The 17,686-nt window shown below is 44.3% G+C and carries 16 protein-coding genes; 7 read left to right on the forward strand and 9 right to left on the reverse strand.

Annotated features, from left to right (window positions below):
• Positions 1–3: 3 nt before the first annotated feature.
• Positions 4–528: a ribosome biogenesis factor YjgA gene (gene yjgA, locus ACMXYP_RS12765; protein WP_415882019.1), complete on the forward strand. Its 525-nt coding sequence runs from the start codon at positions 4–6 to the stop codon at positions 526–528.
• Here yjgA and ACMXYP_RS12770 read toward each other — a convergent pair.
• From ACMXYP_RS12770 to ACMXYP_RS12800, 7 genes are all read right to left on the reverse strand, one after another.
• A complete protein-coding gene (locus ACMXYP_RS12770) occupies positions 525–1,355 on the reverse strand; it encodes a carbon-nitrogen hydrolase family protein (protein WP_415882020.1) in 831 nt (276 codons plus the stop codon). The genes yjgA and ACMXYP_RS12770 overlap by 4 nt on opposite strands.
• Positions 1,348–5,214, reverse strand: a complete 3,867-nt coding sequence (locus ACMXYP_RS12775) for a YhdP family protein (RefSeq protein WP_415882021.1) — start codon at positions 5,212–5,214, stop codon at positions 1,348–1,350. The genes ACMXYP_RS12770 and ACMXYP_RS12775 overlap by 8 nt, the downstream gene beginning before the upstream one ends.
• An 18-nt stretch (positions 5,215–5,232) precedes the next feature.
• Positions 5,233–6,699, reverse strand: coding sequence for a ribonuclease G (gene rng, locus ACMXYP_RS12780; protein ID WP_415882022.1), 1,467 nt, complete (start codon positions 6,697–6,699; stop codon positions 5,233–5,235).
• A gap of 9 nt (positions 6,700–6,708) precedes the next feature.
• Positions 6,709–7,293, reverse strand: coding sequence for a Maf family protein (locus ACMXYP_RS12785; RefSeq protein ID WP_415882023.1), 585 nt, complete (start codon positions 7,291–7,293; stop codon positions 6,709–6,711).
• Between the two features lie 14 nt (positions 7,294–7,307).
• Positions 7,308–7,805, reverse strand: coding sequence for a rod shape-determining protein MreD (mreD, locus tag ACMXYP_RS12790; protein ID WP_415882024.1), 498 nt, complete (start codon positions 7,803–7,805; stop codon positions 7,308–7,310).
• On the reverse strand, positions 7,802–8,608 hold the full coding sequence (gene mreC, locus ACMXYP_RS12795; RefSeq protein ID WP_415882025.1) for a rod shape-determining protein MreC: 807 nt from the start codon (positions 8,606–8,608) through the stop codon (positions 7,802–7,804). Before mreC ends, mreD begins: the two co-directional genes overlap by 4 nt.
• 148 nt (positions 8,609–8,756) lie before the next feature.
• A complete protein-coding gene (locus ACMXYP_RS12800; protein WP_007022323.1) occupies positions 8,757–9,794 on the reverse strand; it encodes a rod shape-determining protein in 1,038 nt (345 codons plus the stop codon).
• 223 nt (positions 9,795–10,017) lie between these two features.
• Between ACMXYP_RS12800 and gatC the strand changes: the two genes are divergently transcribed.
• From gatC to gatB, 3 genes are read left to right on the forward strand one after another with little or no spacing between them, the layout of a single operon-like run.
• On the forward strand, positions 10,018–10,305 hold the full coding sequence (gatC, locus tag ACMXYP_RS12805) for an Asp-tRNA(Asn)/Glu-tRNA(Gln) amidotransferase subunit GatC (RefSeq protein ID WP_415882026.1): 288 nt from the start codon (positions 10,018–10,020) through the stop codon (positions 10,303–10,305).
• A gap of 40 nt (positions 10,306–10,345) precedes the next feature.
• Positions 10,346–11,797 (forward strand): Asp-tRNA(Asn)/Glu-tRNA(Gln) amidotransferase subunit GatA, encoded by a 1,452-nt coding sequence (gatA, locus tag ACMXYP_RS12810; RefSeq protein ID WP_415882027.1) that lies wholly within the window; start codon positions 10,346–10,348, stop codon positions 11,795–11,797.
• Positions 11,798–11,811: 14 nt separating this feature from the next.
• Positions 11,812–13,266, forward strand: coding sequence for an Asp-tRNA(Asn)/Glu-tRNA(Gln) amidotransferase subunit GatB (gene gatB, locus ACMXYP_RS12815; protein ID WP_415882028.1), 1,455 nt, complete (start codon positions 11,812–11,814; stop codon positions 13,264–13,266).
• Between the two features lie 132 nt (positions 13,267–13,398).
• Here the strand turns inward: gatB and ACMXYP_RS12820 are convergent, their stop codons facing one another.
• Positions 13,399–14,061: a TorF family putative porin gene (locus ACMXYP_RS12820; protein WP_415882029.1), complete on the reverse strand. Its 663-nt coding sequence runs from the start codon at positions 14,059–14,061 to the stop codon at positions 13,399–13,401.
• Between the two features lie 325 nt (positions 14,062–14,386).
• On the opposite strand from ACMXYP_RS12820, the gene ACMXYP_RS12825 reads away from it, so the two are divergent.
• On the forward strand, positions 14,387–14,848 hold the full coding sequence (locus ACMXYP_RS12825; protein WP_415882030.1) for a GNAT family N-acetyltransferase: 462 nt from the start codon (positions 14,387–14,389) through the stop codon (positions 14,846–14,848).
• Here ACMXYP_RS12825 and ACMXYP_RS12830 read toward each other — a convergent pair.
• The gene (locus tag ACMXYP_RS12830) at positions 14,836–15,378 is read right to left on the reverse strand and encodes an NTP transferase domain-containing protein (protein WP_415882031.1); all 543 of its coding nucleotides are present in this window, start codon (positions 15,376–15,378) and stop codon (positions 14,836–14,838) included. The two genes, ACMXYP_RS12825 and ACMXYP_RS12830, sit on opposite strands and share 13 nt — an antisense overlap.
• A gap of 423 nt (positions 15,379–15,801) precedes the next feature.
• Here ACMXYP_RS12830 and ACMXYP_RS12835 point away from each other — a divergent pair, with 423 nt between their 5' ends.
• Positions 15,802–16,851, forward strand: a complete 1,050-nt coding sequence (locus tag ACMXYP_RS12835; protein WP_415882032.1) for a Leu/Phe/Val dehydrogenase — start codon at positions 15,802–15,804, stop codon at positions 16,849–16,851.
• 195 nt (positions 16,852–17,046) lie between these two features.
• A complete protein-coding gene (gene folE / locus ACMXYP_RS12840) occupies positions 17,047–17,685 on the forward strand; it encodes a GTP cyclohydrolase I FolE (RefSeq protein WP_415882033.1) in 639 nt (212 codons plus the stop codon).
• Position 17,686: the final 1 nt, after the last annotated feature.

Here is a 17,686-nt window from a genome sequence, read left to right on the forward strand (position 1 = left end):
CACATGAGCGAAAACGACAATTTTGATCACCTACAGCCAGAATCTGAAGAGGAATGGCTGAGTAAAACTGATGTTAAAAAGCAGATGCATGCGCTGCAGGATTTGGGTGCAAAGCTAACGAAGCTCAATAAAGAGCAACTCGATAAGCTTTCATTAGATGACCGCTTACGTAGTGCAATCGATGAGTTTCACCGCATTAAATCTAATGGCGCTCAAAAAAGGCATCTGCAGTTTATCGGCAAACTGCTACGCACTGAAGATAGCGAAGAGATAGAGCAAGCTATCGGACTATTCGAAGCAGGTCATCAGGCACATACCCAAGCGTTCCATAAATTAGAACGCTGGCGAGACCGACTGATAGGTGAAGGCAACAGTGCACTTCAAGCCTATGTTGCCGAACATAAAAATGCCGATATCCAGCATTTGCGTCAATTAATTCGTAATGCTCAAAAAGAACAGAAACTGGAAAAGCCACCGGCAGCAGCCAGAAAACTGTTTAAGTATTTACGTGAGGTAGATGGTGTTTAAAAGCCCGCTTTAGCTCTATGCTGCATGACAGGCATGGCACCTCGCCTGTCTTGCACGTCTTTTAAATCAATATCGGCAAACACTAAGCCCTTACCTGCAGATTCTCTAACCGTAAGCACCTCCCCCCAAGGACCCACAATCATCGAATGGCCCCAACTTTTGCGGCTAGGACTATGTTCGCCCCCTTGGTTAGCTGCTAGAACATAGCATTGATTCTCTATTGCCCGTGCGCGCAACAAGACCTCCCAATGTGCCTTTCCTGTCACGTAGGTAAAAGCCGAAGGAACTGTAATTATATCCGCGCCCATTTGACGTAATTTTTGAAACTGCTCCGGAAACCTTAGATCGTAACAAATGGCTAGGCCAATACAGCCAAACGGAGTATCAACAGTAACGAGATCACTTCCCGCTTGAATAAAATCTGATTCCCTATAAGCCGCATGCGCATCAGCTAGATCAACGTCAAACAGGTGAATCTTATTATAAGAGGCTTTCTGCTCCCCCTGACTATCAAAGACCAAGCAGCTAGCCCAAACTTTATCCTTTGCTTCATCAGCTCCCTGGGTCAATACAGGCACACTTCCAGCCACAATCCAAAGGTTATATTTCTTTGCTAGCAAAGATAATAGATTGTGTATTCTTCGAGTTTTGACTTCACCCCTAGCCAAATCAATCAGAGCACGAGAATCTAGCAACGCAAAATTCTCAGGCAGGAGTAATAATTGCGCTCCTGAATTAGCAGCCTCTTCAGCCAGCAACTCAACAGTTTCTAAATTTGTATCAACACACTCCCCTGAAACCATCTGCGCAACTGCTAATTTAGCCATCATGAAGCTCCTGATCCACTTCCGGTTGCTCTTTTTTCTGATTTAGATCCACATCGATTTCCGGATTACCCCAATCTCCACTCATACGGTACTTAACCGTAGTGAACTTAGCTAAAGGATCACCAATCAATTTATCAAAAAGGAAAACCGCACCCGCTACTTGCGGGGCGCCGAGCAATACACTTACTAGAGGAATGTTATCCGTAACAGGTAAAGCGACTTCAATCTCCTTATCAACCGTTTCGTTGATTAGATTCAAGCTACCACTCATAGCCATATTGGCGGATGGTCCCGTCATAATAAAAGGGTCGGATGTATGCGCTATACCCTTTTTAATAGAGTAATCTGCTTTCATCTCATCAAAAGCAACACCAGTCTTGACCAGATCGGTAAAGTCCAACCTAAGCCTTCGTCCTAATGATTGCAGATTTAAAATACCGAAGATGCGGAGAATATTACCTGAGTTACCAACATCGAGTAGACGTCCATTCTTCGCCGTGAACTGCATTTCACCATTCGACTGACCTACTTCAAACTTCCAAGGAGCTCCACTCCATGAAAGCTGTAAGTAGGCATTTAGGCTTTTGGTTTCTAAGGTATCTGAGATACCCCATGCATCGAGAACTTTGCCAAAGTCCTGACTATCTAGTTTTACTGTAAGGTCGGAGAGTTCTTTGCCATTTTTATCCCAACGCAATTCACCCCGAACCAAAGAACCATGCATATTGCCTGAAATATCTTTCACTACAGCCCCTGAAGGGGTTGGCCTTAATATAAATCGCCAACTTCCCAAAGGAAGCTTATTGAGTTCGAAGTTGTCGACGCTAAAATCGAGCTTAGGTAAAACTGTAGGATCTACAGGCGGCGTGATCGCAGTACCACTCTGCTCACTATCACTTTCATCTTTCTCAATACGGAGATGGCCTAGTTTTACCTTATAAGGCTTGTCAGAATCCTCTGGCATCCAGAGCTTACCACCTACTTGAGGACTATTAGCTGTTAGCATCCAACCACCAACATCAGGTGTAAGAATTACTTTAAGCTTATCCAGTACAATATCTTCAAAACTAAACTGTTCAATCTGCAGATCGACTTCTTTTAATAAATTATCCGTTTGAGTAGACCCAGATTTAGCAGTAGTACTTTCAGTAAAACCGGCAGTTTGGAAAAACTGCTCTAATTGGTCATAATCGAGCATAGCAACTCGACCGTTGACCCAAATTCCCTGCGCCGTTGGCAAAGCTGGTCTCTCCCCACCCAAAGTGAAGCGTCCTCTTGAGACCTTATTATTGCTATTTAGCATCACGCCACGTAGCTGATTACCTAAGTTAAAACGTACAACACTTCGATCATCTTTAAACTGGCGACCTAAATCACTGATGATGGTTAACTGACTCGATTGAGCAGCCGTTTTTGCAAGTGGTGACGGTGCTGATAAGGCGATACCTTTTAAATCACTTTTGATAACCAACTGATTACAGCTTTTACCCGGACACATATCCAATCGTGCACTATAAAAAAGCTTCCCTTGAGCGACTCTTAAAAGATCTAAGCCTAACCATTCCCTTAAATAGTCCGCTTTCACCGCACCACGAATATCAATGGCAGTTTTACGTTTCTGAGTACTAATAGCTGCAGTGATAGGTTGTTCAAACAATCTCGCATCAAGCTTCTTAGAGGAAAGGCCATTGGAGGAACTGTATCTCACAGATCCAGTGATATTAGAAAAATCAATGCCCTCTTGTTTGGAATGGAAACGCCCCTTTGCAATTGAGGAATTGACATCAACTTTTGGCGCTTTATTGCCCTTGAGAGGTAAATCAATCTCAATACGGGTCGCTGTATCCCCTGCCATTTCCCAAGCCGCTAACTCATCACCGACCTCTTTTCGCAGCGGACTTTGAGTTAATAAGCGTTCTATATCTTTTGTTGAGCCATTAACACTACCTGTTATAAGTAACTTATCAGTAGAGACTGGAAGATGAACCCAAGCAAAATCAATATCAGAATTGTAGATTTTCCCGCCTTTGGCCTCAGCAGTTAATTCTCCATTACGAAAGAAAACAAAGCTATCCGCTTTGTTAATTTCAGGCCAACCCGGCTGATATTCAAAAGACGCATCACTCAGATCAAAGAACATCTGCACACTAGGCAATTGGTAATCATCTAATCGTGAGCGAGTAACACCATTTAGTACAAAACCCGCCTGATTGATATGCCCTTGCTTAATAGCTGCTACTAGCCAATCGTAAGTCTTTATACCCACTTCCTTTGGAGGAATGTAATATTTAGCATGCAAACCATCGCTGCTCTGCATACCAATTTGCAGATTCAGAAGAGGCTGTTCATCACGTGAAAAAGGAAGGTAAATACTGAAACGTCCCGATGCAGATACACCTTCGTTTTTCAAACGAAGTAATTGGGAAGCAACCATCACTCCTTTGTCTTCAAAACGCCAACCTATTACACCTTCAGCATGTTGATACTGCCAGCGATAATCAAACAACGTAGGGTATTGCATGATGAAATCATCGCTTTGTAGATGAATCTCTCCTCCAGCAATATCGGCCTTTAATAATCCATTAATTCCTTTTAACTCAGGCACATCATCCCAAGCATCAATACCTACCTTGTTAAGGTCCGCAAGTAACTTAAATTCTGATAACTCAGCATCTTTGCCCCAAGACACCATTAAGTTTTCCACAACACCTTTCGTCGATAGCGTATTAACCACCTCAACAGCCGGTTTCGGCATAAAAGGCTGTTTGATGACTAAATCTGATAGTCGCTTTAGATCAATACGATCGATCATCAATTTTTGCGGTTTGATCTTGGCCCCGTTTCGAACGAGATCTAAGCTCATACGCGGCAAGGTGAATCGCTCTTCCGCAGCGCCAATTATCAGATCAGTAATCTGTAACTGAAAGCTTTGATCCCTACGAACCAACGCACTTTGAACAGCAAACTGCTCAAACACATAGTCATTATAAGCAAAATTCTCAATTGAGGTTTTACCTGTTAAGTAAGCCAATTTTCCTTTATAGCTTTGTCCCCAAATTTCCTGTTCAGCCTGCAAACCATCTAACTGAAGATTTATTAACTGTAGCCACGGATTTAGTAATTGCTGATCAAGTCCAGAAAGCTTTAAATAAAAATTCGCTGCGTTTTCTGTAGGATCACCTTCAACTTCAGCAACAAATTTCAGATCAGCTTTTCCCGATGCAGTCACTAGATCTGCATCAATTTTAAGCTGGTGTAACACACCATCATGTTGAAGATATAATTGTATCGGTTCGACGATTATTTCATCGCCGCTTTTAGGGATAACAACAATGCGAGTATTTTCAATATTGATCGCACGCTGCATTAATAGAAAAGATAAAAGGTCAGAGCTTTCATGGGGTTTAGCGCCCCGCTCCATTTTTGCTTCTAGCGACAGAATATCTTGAGTTGATGTGGTACTATCTTTAGAAACGAGTGTTTGATCATACTTCAACGTCAAACCTTGCAGATCAAACTGGGAAAACACAGGTGTAAGTGCCTTTAACGAGGCCCCTGTATCTAAGGCAACAACGCCCTCCAGCAAACCAAATGAAGCACCTTTTTCCGCCTCTATTTGATCCACCGATACGCCGCGAAGTGAAATGACTGGCTGCCAGCCACGCCATGTACCTTCAATGCTTGCAATGTGAACTTGCGCAGAGAGTTGTTCAGATAAACGTTGCTGGATATCTAGTCGATACTTATCAACATCCTCTACTAAGATTTTAATGCAGAACAGCAAAAGCGCCACAATTGCTGCAAGCGCAGCAAGCCCCCAATATAGGAACCAAAAGACAGAATGAGCGTGGCGTTTCACTAGCAATCCTTTTTAGCTTTAGCGTAAAACTACATCAAAGTTTTCAGCGTTATACATTGGCTCCACCTGAAAACGAATCGTCTTGCCTATAAAAGCTTCTAACTCTGCTACGTGGTTGGAAGCATCATCAAGCAGATAATCGACCACAGGCTGCGCTGCTAATACTAGATAGCTATCGGTATCATAGGCCCTATGCTGGCGAAGAATCTCACGAAAAATCTCATAACAAACCGTTTCAGGCGTTTTAATTGACCCCCGCCCCTGGCATTCACTACAAACATCGCAGAGCACCTGTTCCAAACTTTCACGGGTGCGCTTACGGGTCATCTCCACTAAACCAAGATCGGATACACCTGTAACTTTACACTTCGCGTGATCTCGCTCTAACACGCGTTCAAGAGTTCTAAGCACTTGGCGCTGATGATCAGCATCTTCCATATCGATAAAGTCGATAATGATAATACCGCCAAGGTTACGTAAGCGAAGCTGACGACCGATCGCCGTTGCTGCCTCGAGGTTCGTTTTAAAGATCGTTTCTTCAAGATTTCGATGACCAACAAACGCACCGGTATTTACATCAACCGTCGTCATCGCTTCGGTTTGGTCAAAAATCAGGTAGCCACCTGACTTCAGTTCAACCTTACGGCCTAAGGCTCTTTGTATCTCCTCTTCCACATTAAAGAGGTCAAAAATAGGCCGTTCACCCGGATAATACTCAAGCGTATCAGCAACTTCAGGCACCAGCGTTTTTACAAAGTCTTCCGCTTTTTGGAACGTCTCTTTGGAATCAATTCTGATCTTCTCTAGACCTGAATGCGCCATATCTCGTAGCGCCCGCATATTTAGCGGCAGGTCTTCATAGATGACACTTGGCGCTTTAGCGGTTGCGATCTTTTCTTTAATCGAAGCCCATAAACGTCTTAAGAACTGAGTATCTGCTTCCAACTCAGCTTCTGCAGCACCTTCAGCAACCGTCCGCAATATAAAACCCGCAGGCTCACCATCATCGGTGGAAACAAGCTTTTTCATGATCGCACGTAATCGATCACGTTCTTCTAGATCTTCTATTCGCTGGGAAACACCAACATGACTATTACCTGGCATACACACCAAATATCGGGAAGGAAGAGAAAGGTGAGTAGTAAGACGAGCACCTTTAGTACCAATAGGATCTTTAGTCACTTGAACAAGCAAAGATTGACCTTGACGAAGCACTTGAGCAATAGAGGTATTGGCTTTTTCTTCATGCGTGGCACTTTGAGAAAGCACCTCTTCAACGTGAATAAATGCAGCGCGCTCCAAACCAATATCTACAAATGCAGCCTGCATACCTGGTAAAACGCGCACAACTTTACCTTGGTAAATATTGCCGACAATACCTCTACGATGAACACGCTCTACATATACTTCTTGCGGCATCCCATTTTCGATAACCGCAACCCGAGTTTCCATCGGTGTAAAGTTGATCAGTATCTCTTCGCCCATGCCCTATCCTTAATTCTCTTGCGAATGCCAGATGCGAATACCCGCCTGCACTAACATTTCAGCTGTTTCTGTCAGAGGCAAACCCACTACTGCAGAATAGCTACCCTTAATCTCTTCAACAAACACAGCGCCAAATCCTTGAATACCATAAGATCCAGCTTTATCTTGCGGCTCACCCGATCGCCAATACGCTTCACACTCAGCCAACGAAATTGGCCGAAAACTAACGTCGGTTGTGACTACAACAGATCTTGTTTGTTCCGCTGTCACTACCGCAACTGCGGTGAGTACTTGGTGAGTATTACCTGAAAGCCTTTGAAGCGTTTCTATTGCTTCATTTTGATCCGCAGGCTTTCCCATAATCCTACCATCAAGCACAACGGTAGTATCAGAACCTAACACTGCTTTAGAGCCATCAGTTAAATCAAAGCAAACTTGCGCTTTTTCAATCGCTAATCGCTCAACATAATCCATTGCTAGCTCAGCATCTCTAACATCTTCACAGATATCAACTGGCTTTACAGAACATTGCACTCCTATCTGATCGAGTAATGCTTTTCGTCTTGGGGAAGCTGAGGCAAGAATCAATTCCATTTAAAGGCCTTCTTTTAGCGTATTCGGAATAAGCGGCGAATACCGCGTAAAAAAACAAACAACCAAGGCCATAGGAGCCCACTGATTAGGCAAGGCAGAAGGAATATCAAGCTCTCACCAGTATAACCTGTGAACGCCTGCATCCAATGAAATAGTAACTGATTGATTCCCACCAGCACCATCACCATCATGGCCTGCTGTATGACGGGAAACATTCTAAGTCTTTGATGTAAAAGCAATGTTAAAAAGGCAATTATCGTCAGTGATAGTGCATTTAGACCTAAGACACTGCCCTTAATAACATCTAGAAACAAACCCAAGAAAAAAGCCATACCCATGCCAACGCGATGGGGTAACGCCATGACCCAATAGATAAGGATCATCGCTATCCACTCAGGGCGCGCCCATTCTAGGTAGTAAGGCAGAGGCATCTGACTAAGCATTAAACCGATCAGAAAAGTGGCAAGGATAATTAATCCACCACCCGAAGCAGCAGGCGACCCAGGCGTCACTCACTCACCTCTTGTGATTGAGATAGAGGCTGAGCTTCAATGTCAGGTTCAACTTTAGGTTCTGGCATTTTCACTAACAACAAATGACGGGATTTATCCAACAAAGCCGTCGGCTTAATGGTTACTTTGGTAAACTGTTGACCAGGATCTCGAATCACTTCAGATACAATTGCAACAGGGTAGCCACGCGGGAATCGCTGAGCCAAACCCGAAGTGATAACCAAGTCGCCTTTTTCAATATCTGCCGTATCTGGTACATGATTGAGCTCTAACTCATCCAACTGTCCCTTACCAAGCGCTATAGAACGAAAACCATTGCGATTAATTTCTACAGGTAAGGCGTGTCGAGCATCAGTAATCAGCATAACGCGGCTCGTGTAATGGGAGATCTCCGTCACTTGCCCCATCACACCACCGGCATCCAATATAGGCTGACCAACAGTGACCGCATTTTCACTGCCTTGGTTAATAATCACCTGATGCTGAAAAGGATCAGGATTCACACCGATTAACTCAACCAATTCAACTTCTTCATCAACCCGTTTACTACCACGAAGTAGCGCCCGCAAGCGGTTATTTTCTTGACGCAGTGCGGCGTTTTGCTGGACTTTACGTTCCAACTGTAACGCCTCGGATTTAAGCTTTGCGTTTTCTTTCACAAGGAGGCTGCGGTCAACCACAACATCCGAAACCTCACCTGCAACACGGCTTGGAATATCAACAATCCACTGCAAAGGCGTTAAAATTAGGGATAGATAGGCGCGACCTTCCCTGACTTTAGCTGAATAAAGGTCAGCCGCCATCAGCGCAAAGGCAAAAATAACCAGAAAAAAGAAAAAACGGCCAGAAGATCGGCCGAGGAATATAGTCTTAATAACTCACCCCCTGACATATGTGGATATGTCGGAGGCAAGCATCAAATATTAGGCTGGAATCAATATCACACATGGGTTAATCATGGCTAACTAGCTCGAAGCCATGCTTATCCAATAGCTCCAGAGCACGACCACCACCACGCGCTACGCATGTAAGCGGGTCTTCAGCAACGATTACAGGTAGACCTGTTTCTTCGCTAATCAAACGATCGATATTACGCAATAGTGCGCCACCACCGGTCAATACAATACCACGCTCAGCGATATCCGAAGCCAATTCTGGTGGGCATTGCTCCAGTGCACTTTTAACAGCTTGAACGATCGCAGAAAGCGGCTCTTGAAGCGCTTCTAGAATCTCATTGCTGTTAAGCGTGAAGCTACGCGGAATACCTTCGGCTAGATTACGACCGCGCACGTCAATTTCGTGCATTTCGGAAGATGGGTAAGCCGTGCCGATCTCTTGCTTGATACGCTCAGCAGTCGAATCACCAATCAAGCTACCGTAGTTACGACGAACGTAAGTCACGATGTACTCATCGAAACGGTCACCACCTAGGCGAACGGAGTCCGCATAAACAATACCATTCAAAGAGATAACAGCGATTTCGGTCGTACCGCCACCGATATCAACAACCATTGAACCGCTTGCTTCATCAACAGGCAAGCCTGCACCGATTGCAGCAGCCATTGGCTCATCGATTAGATAAACTTCACGTGCTCCTGCACCCATCGCCGATTCTTTGATCGCACGACGTTCTACTTGGGTAGATTTGCAAGGCACGCACACCAATACACGAGGGCTTGGTGTTAGGAAATTAGTGTCATGAACTTTACTGATAAAGTACTGCAGCATTTTTTCTGTCACGTGGAAGTCGGCAATAACGCCGTCTTTCATTGGACGAATAGCTGTGATGGAACCGGGTGTACGACCCAGCATACGTTTTGCGTCAGCACCTACTGCAGCGACAGATTTTTGATTACCAGTCTGGCGAATCGCGACAACAGACGGTTCATCAAGAACAATATCCTTATCGCGGACATAAATCAGTGTATTTGCAGTGCCCAGGTCAATGGACAGATCGCTGGAAAAAAGACCACGAATTTTCTTGAGCATGTACAGGGAGTCCTAAGAAATTCTGCAGGTATAGCCGCTATATCCTGAAAACACGTAACTCTAACAACGGTAGGCGCTTTGAGCAAGGCGAAAATCAGTAAAACTACTTAAAAACACTGGCTAAATTATCTTCATGAAGCTTTGACGATATGGTAACGTACATCTTTAAGTTTTTTCCCTTTATGCATTCTCATAAAGCCACCCCTATAAGCGAGAGTAAATTATGTCTCTGGATCGCTCTGATGTGGACAAAATCGCCCATCTGGCGCGCCTTCAAATTGAAGAACAGGACACTCCTGAATACGCGCAAAATCTGACAAATATTCTGGATCTGGTTGATCAGATGCAGGCCGTTGATACCACCGATGTATCACCAATGGCACACCCTCTGGATGCTGTACAACGCTTACGCAGCGATGACGTTACTGAAGAAAACAACCGAGAGCAGCTGCAATCTGTAGCACCTGCTGTAGAGAACGGTTTGTTCTTAGTACCTAAAGTTATTGAGTGATACCCATTCAGCCAGAATATTGATTAAGGATAAGTATTCCATGTTTGAAAAAACACTTGCCGAATTAGCTCAAGGGCTGAAGACGGGTGATTTTAGTAGTGTTGAATTAACCCAAGCCTACCTAGAACGCATCAAGGCTGAAGATGGTAAATACAACAGCTACATTACAGTGACTGAAGAGCAAGCTTTAGCTCAGGCGAAAGCAGCAGACGAAGCCATTGCCGCAGGTACTGCAGGCGCATTTACCGGCCTACCGATTGCGCACAAAGACATCTTCTGTACACAAGGCGTTCGCACGAGTTGTGCATCAAAGATGCTTGATAACTTTGTTGCGCCTTACAACGCAACTGTTATTAACAAATTCAATCAAGCTGGTGCGGTCATGTTGGGTAAAACCAACATGGACGAATTTGCCATGGGCTCTTCCAACGAGAGCAGCTTCTACGGTGCAGCTAAAAACCCTTGGAACACAGACTGTGTCCCAGGCGGCTCATCTGGCGGTTCTGCAGCAGCAGTATCAGCCCAACTAGCGCCTGCTGCAACAGGCACAGATACAGGTGGCTCTATCCGTCAGCCTGCTGCGCTTTGCGGTATTACCGGCCTAAAACCAACTTATGGCCGTGTTTCTCGTTTCGGCATGATCGCATTTGCGTCCTCCCTAGATCAGGGTGGCCCAATGACTAAAACCGCTGAAGATGCAGCGATGATGCTAAACGTAATGGCTGGTTTCGATAAGCACGATTCCACTTCTGTGGATCGTGAAGTTCCAGATTACACAGCTGACCTTGAAAAACCTTTAGATGGCCTACGCATAGGCCTACCAAAAGAGTTTTTCATGGATGATATGGATTCTGATATTGCTGCACATACGCAAGCAGCGATTAAAGAGTTTGAAAAGCTTGGTGCAACAGTGAAAGAGGTCAGCCTGCCAAATACAGCGCTATCTATTCCTGCTTACTACATAATCGCGCCTGCTGAAGCTTCTTCTAACCTGTCTCGTTTTGATGGTGTACGTTACGGCTATCGCTGTGAAGACCCAGTTGATCTAGAAGATCTATACAAACGCAGCCGCGGCGAAGGTTTCGGACCTGAAGTTAAACGCCGTATTATGGTTGGTGCCTATGCTCTATCTGAAGGCTTCTACGATGCCTACTACAACAAAGCCCAGCAGATCCGCCGTTTGATCCGTGACGACTTCGCTAAGGTGCTTACCGAAGTTGATGTCATCATGGGCCCAACAACGCCTCACCCTGCCTTTAAACTGGGTGAAAAAACGTCTGATCCAGTAGCAATGTACATGGAAGATATTTTCACTATCTCCCTAAACCTTGCTGGCCTTCCTGGCATGTCTGTTCCTTGCGGCAGTGTTAATGGTCTACCAACAGGTCTTCAGATCATTGGCGACTATTTTGCTGAACAAAAACTGCTAAATGTTGCGCATCAGTTCCAGTTGGCGACTGATTGGCATAAACAGACACCACAAGGCATCTAAGAGGTTTATTCACTATGGAATGGGAAGCGGTAATCGGGCTTGAAATCCACGCCCAACTAGCGACAAACTCCAAAATCTTTTCCGGTGCCAGCACAGCGTTTGGTGCCGAACCTAATACACAAGCGTGTGCGGTAGACCTAGCACTACCAGGCACACTGCCAGTATTCAACGAAGAAGCACTCCGCATGGCCGTAAAGTTTGGTCTAGCTGTAGATGCTGAGATCGGCCGTAGATCGGTTTTTGACCGTAAAAACTACTTCTATCCTGATCTACCAAAAGGCTATCAGACCAGTCAATTGTTCCACCCTATCGTAGGCGTAGGACACATTGACATCACCCTAGAAGATGGTACGGAGAAGCGCATCGGCGTAACACGTGCTCACCTAGAGGAAGATGCAGGCAAATCGATTCACGATGAATTCCCTGGCATGACAGGTATCGATCTTAACCGTGCAGGTACACCGTTACTTGAGATCGTATCTGAGCCAGATATGCGCAGCGCAGAAGAAGCCGTTGCCTATGTGCGCAAGATTCACTCGATTGTAACCAGTCTAGGTATCTGTGACGGTAACATGGCGGAAGGCTCTTTCCGTTGTGACTGTAACGTATCCGTACGCATCAAAGGTGAAGAAGAGTTTGGTACGCGTACCGAGACTAAAAATATCAACTCTTTCCGCTTTATCGAAAAAGCAATCACCGGTGAGATCGAACGCCAGATTGACCTGATTGAAGATGGCGGCCGAGTAGTTCAGGCAACGCGCCTGTATGATGCTGAGAAAAACGAGACCCGTGAAATGCGCTCGAAAGAGGAAGCTAACGACTACCGTTACTTCCCTTGCCCAGATCTGCTACCAATCGAGATCGATGACAGTTATATCGAAGCAGTACGAGCTTCTTTACCTGAACTTCCGGATGCGCGCAAAGCTCGCTTTATCGAAGAGTATAAACTGAGCGATTACGATGCGATGGTACTTTCAGGCGATCGCACTACGGCTGAGTACTTTGAAACAGTAGCCAAAGCATCTAAGGACGCAAAACTATCTGCAAACTGGGTCATGGGTGAGCTATCTAAAATGCTTAACCAAAATGATACGGTTATCGCTGACAGTCCTGTATCTGCAGAGCAACTCGGCGGCCTGCTTGCTCGCATTAAAGACAACACGATCTCTGGCAAAATTGCCAAGCAAGTGTTTGAAGTAATGTGGAATGAAGGCGGCAGTGCGGATGAAGTCATTGAAGCAAAAGGCCTTAAGCAAGTAACAGACAGCGGCGCTATCGAGAAGATCGTTGATGATGTGATTGCTAACAGCGGCCCTCAGGTAGAACAGTATGTAAATGCTGAGCCAGAGAAACGCGGCAAGATGATTGGCTTCTTTATGGGCCAAGTAATGAAAGCCTCTCAAGGCAAAGCCAACCCAGGCCAAGTTCAAGGCGTACTAAAACAAAAACTAGATGCACTTTGCTCTTAAGCAAACACCCTAGTCAAAATAAAAATGCCGTGCTTAGCACGGCATTTTTATTTGTATCTTAGCTAAAAAAAGCCCATCCGAAGATGGGCAAAAATTCCTAGCATGTATACATCAATCAGAGGCGATGCTTGTTTATAGATCGAATGATTTACCGATAGTGAAATACATACCATCTGAATCAATATCACTATCAGTGCTCACATAAGCAACACCGAAATCTAGACCTTGGAAAGAAGTGCCGTAACCAAGTTCCGCATAATCACCATCGTAATCTTTACCGTAAGTACCTAGAGTCAGATATGCACCCTCATACTCACCAGTTAAAGCGATGAATGTATAATCATCATCTGTAGCATCAGCGGAAGTATCATCGTCTTCTGTACCGAAGGTAGCTTCTAGGCTCAAGAACTCATAACCGAAGTTAAAGTTGATCTCGTGGAATGAAATATCAGCTTCTTTATAAAAATAACCGGTATAACCTACGCTATAAGAAATATCGCCGAATTCACCTGCATAGCCACCGTAAATGTCATACTCAAGCTCATTATCATCACTAGTTGCTGGATCTGAAGCATCTGTAGGGTTTTCAAAGCCTGCAACCCAAACACCTGCGTAAAGTCCATTATCAGCTTCATAATCCAAACCACCACTCATCATCGGTCCCTCAGACAGATCGTAGCCACGGAAGTAGTATTCACTGGAAGCACCAATATTTGCAGATAAGCCAGCCTGCGCCAAAGCTGAAGCAGATAGTAGACCCACAGCGATCAAAGATTTAGTAGTAGATTTAACCATAATATTGTCCCCTCAAAATAATATTTCATAATTACCACTCATAAAGCACGCCACGTGCCAACTAAAATATTATCTTTAAAAACAGCAAGTTAAGTAAAAGCCATATATTTTACCTCTACCGCCCACCAATCCATGCACCAAAGTTGATCCTGGTTTTGTGCACCTGCACCAAACACAAGCACAATCCAGATGTGGCGACTTTAGATATAATCAAAACATGACTAAAGAAGATCATTTAATTTAAACGCAATACCTTTTGTAGGCTGCATTTCAGAAATTGAAAACTAAGGCCTAAAAGGCATTTATGAGTGAGGGTTAGGTAACCGTGGCTACTAATATAAATATACATTCTGCTATAGGCGTAGACCTTCAATCACCAGACCTAGGGCGTTTTTATAAACGGAATGGTCATAAGGGGCGCATTCAACCGGATGATCGCTGTATCTGGCTAACAAGAGATAAGGAAATAATCGCTGCGGCAAGGCTCTCAACTATCCCAGAGCATCATTTCTCAGCGCAACGCAAGACAGTCCTCCTGAGAGGATTGTGGGTAGATAAGCAACAAAGGAGCCTAGGACTAGGCAGCTATTTGTTGAAAGAGATTTGTACAAAACAGATAAACCTAGATGTTTATCTTTTTTGCTTTGCCTATGAGGAAATAGCACCCTTCTACCAAAAACACGGTTTTAAAGCTGCGGCTGATTCAGCACCTACCTATCTACGACAAAAACAAAAAGACTATTCCAGCAGAGGTAATGCAACTCAGCTTATGTTTTACAGTAAATAAGGAACATCTGTAAGTTCACACTCAATAAACACACTTTGTTCTAACCAATCAGCCACAGACCCCTCAGATTCAGAAAGAAAATCCCTTATATCACCAGAGACCCCGGCTGGTAGAATCATGGGGAAAGGCAATATTTCACCCTGGTGGGTGGATATAACTGTCATATGAGGCAACCTTGCAGAGTGATCCAAAAGTTGTGAGTAATGCTCATTAGTAAACCGATCATCTGCCCCAGATAACACTAAAAAATGGCTATCCGACTGCCCCGATAGAACCTTATGAAGGTCTGATAAAAAGCCTTTAGGAGAAGCGTCTACATAAATAATCGGCAAGGACAAATCTTCGATTTGAGGCTGATTGCTATCAGCCAACAATATAACCGAGGTGATTTCTGGAGGCAGCTGTTCTAAAACATACTCAATACAGCGCAAGCCAATATCATAGCGTGTCGCTGCAGAGCACCCTTCACTATCCAAGTCTCCACCGATATAAACAATCGCGTTAACATCCATCTGTTTAAAGAACCTCATGGTTAGGTTAAAGCCGTTATAAGTATAACCAGTGACAATAATTTCGCTTATTTTCTACATGCAGAAGCTAAAGCCACAGTGTTATTGCCCTAAAATCACTGGTAATATTTCGCTCTGTTACCGCCTCAAAAGGGCCGGTACTTTTCACATTCTGTGTACTTAATCATCTGGTTGCGATCCAACCAAGAGGTAAAATCATATGACTGCTTTCTCTCACTCATCTTCACTCCCTTTTCTTCGAGTCAGCCAAGACAAAACCTTTGATAGTTGGATTGCTAAATCCTAAAGCCATAGCAAATTATCAATGGCTTCATAATGGAAGCTTTGATCTCTAAGCAAAAGGCTTTAATTCTTATTCTTTCAGTATTACCCAATGCTCTGTCGCTGGCTCCCTATGTCGATAGAGATGTTTCAGGAATTGTAATGACTATTTTTAACCACTCGGAATTCGATCAACATCAACAGATCGTCTTTTGTAATGACCCAGAAACAGGCCTAAAAGCAATAATCGCTATTCATAACACCCAACGCGGCCCAGCTTTAGGCGGGTGCCGAATGTGGAATTACGCTAACGACGAAGAAGCACTAACCGATGTACTGCGTTTATCCAAAGGGATGACTTACAAATCAGCTTTGGCCAACCTAGCTTTAGGTGGCGGTAAGTCAGTTATTATTGGCGATCCTCGCAAGCACAAAACCAAAGAGCTCCTAGCAGCAATGGGACGTTTTTTAGAACGAACGGGGAACCAATATATTGCTGCTGAAGATTCGGGGACATCCGTACCTGATCTAAGAATCATCGAACAAAATACGGATAATGTTGCAGGGGTGACAGAACATCTAGGTATCGATGGCCAACCCTCTAACGGCGATCCATCACCGGCAACGGCATACGGAACATTTATAGGTTTAAAAGCAGCCGTAAAGCATCGACTAAACATCACTGATCTCAAAGGACTTAAAGTCGCGATACAAGGTGTTGGGAACGTGGGGTACCGCCTAGCTGAATACCTCCATAAAGAAGGCGCCAAGCTATTTGTCAGTGATATCAATCCAGAGCAAGTAGAAAAGGCAGTGAACGAGCTGGGAGCTAAGGCAGTCCCACTAGACCAAATTCTGCTGCAGGAGGTTGATGTAGTCGCTCCTTGCGCATTAGGTGCTAGCTTGAATGATGAAACCATCCCACTTATCAAAGCAAAAGTCATTGCTGGTGCAGCTAATAACCAGTTAGCACGCCCTCAACACGATCATGACTTACATGATCGTGGCATTCTCTATGCACCAGATTACGCCATCAATGCAGGCGGGATCATTGATATATCCTATGAGCGCAGCGGATATGACGTAGAAAAAGCCAAGGCACATATTGAAAGTATCGGAGATACACTCAACGAAATATTTAATCGTTCGACAAAGGAAAATCGCCCTACGGGTGAAATTGCAGATGAACTTGCAGTGGAACGTTTGAGCTAACTCTAACCATCAAGCTACACCCAGAAGCTGGCATTAAATGATGTCAGCTTTCTTTCACATCCCCCTTTTTTGTTTCACACTCCCTTATAAGAATCAGGATCAGCCCCCACCTCCTCCTCATAAAGCGCTACAATTTTATTGATCTAGATCAATATTTATCTCGTATTAAGGACAAATACTGTTAGGGGTAACATTATGATTTCTGCAGAAGCTGCTGCCGTTCGAGACCAACTCATAGAAAAAGGATTAGAGACCCCCACCATCGAATCCCCTCTAACCCAAGACGAAAAGTACGAACGAATAAAAGGGCTTATGGCTGAAGTTGCGAGCACCTTAGGTCTTAACCTAGAAGATGATAGTTTACGAGAAACACCCCATCGCGTAGCGAAGATGTATGTGCATGAGATTTTCTCTGGTCTGGATTATAAGAATTTTCCAGCGATAGCTATGATCGAAAACAAAATGGATGTGGACGAGATGGTCAAAGTCCGCGACATCAATCTCGTAAGCTCCTGCGAACACCATTTCGTGACTATAGATGGCACAGCAAAAGTAGCCTATATCCCTAACAAAAAAATCATCGGCTTATCAAAGATCAACCGCCTCGTTAGATTCTTTAGCCAACGCCCGCAAGTTCAAGAAAGGCTTACAAAGCAAATTCTTATTGCGCTTCAGACTCTACTAGAAACAGATAACGTTGCTGTTTCTATCTCAGCAACACATTACTGCGTCAAATCTCGCGGCATCATGGATGTCAATTCAGCAACTGAAACCACTGCACTCGGCGGCATCTTCAAGACTAACGAACGTACAAGAGCAGAGTTTTTAACATAAG

The organism is Neptuniibacter sp. QD34_54 (genome assembly GCF_047778055.1).
Taxonomy (GTDB): domain Bacteria; phylum Pseudomonadota; class Gammaproteobacteria; order Pseudomonadales; family Balneatricaceae; genus Neptuniibacter.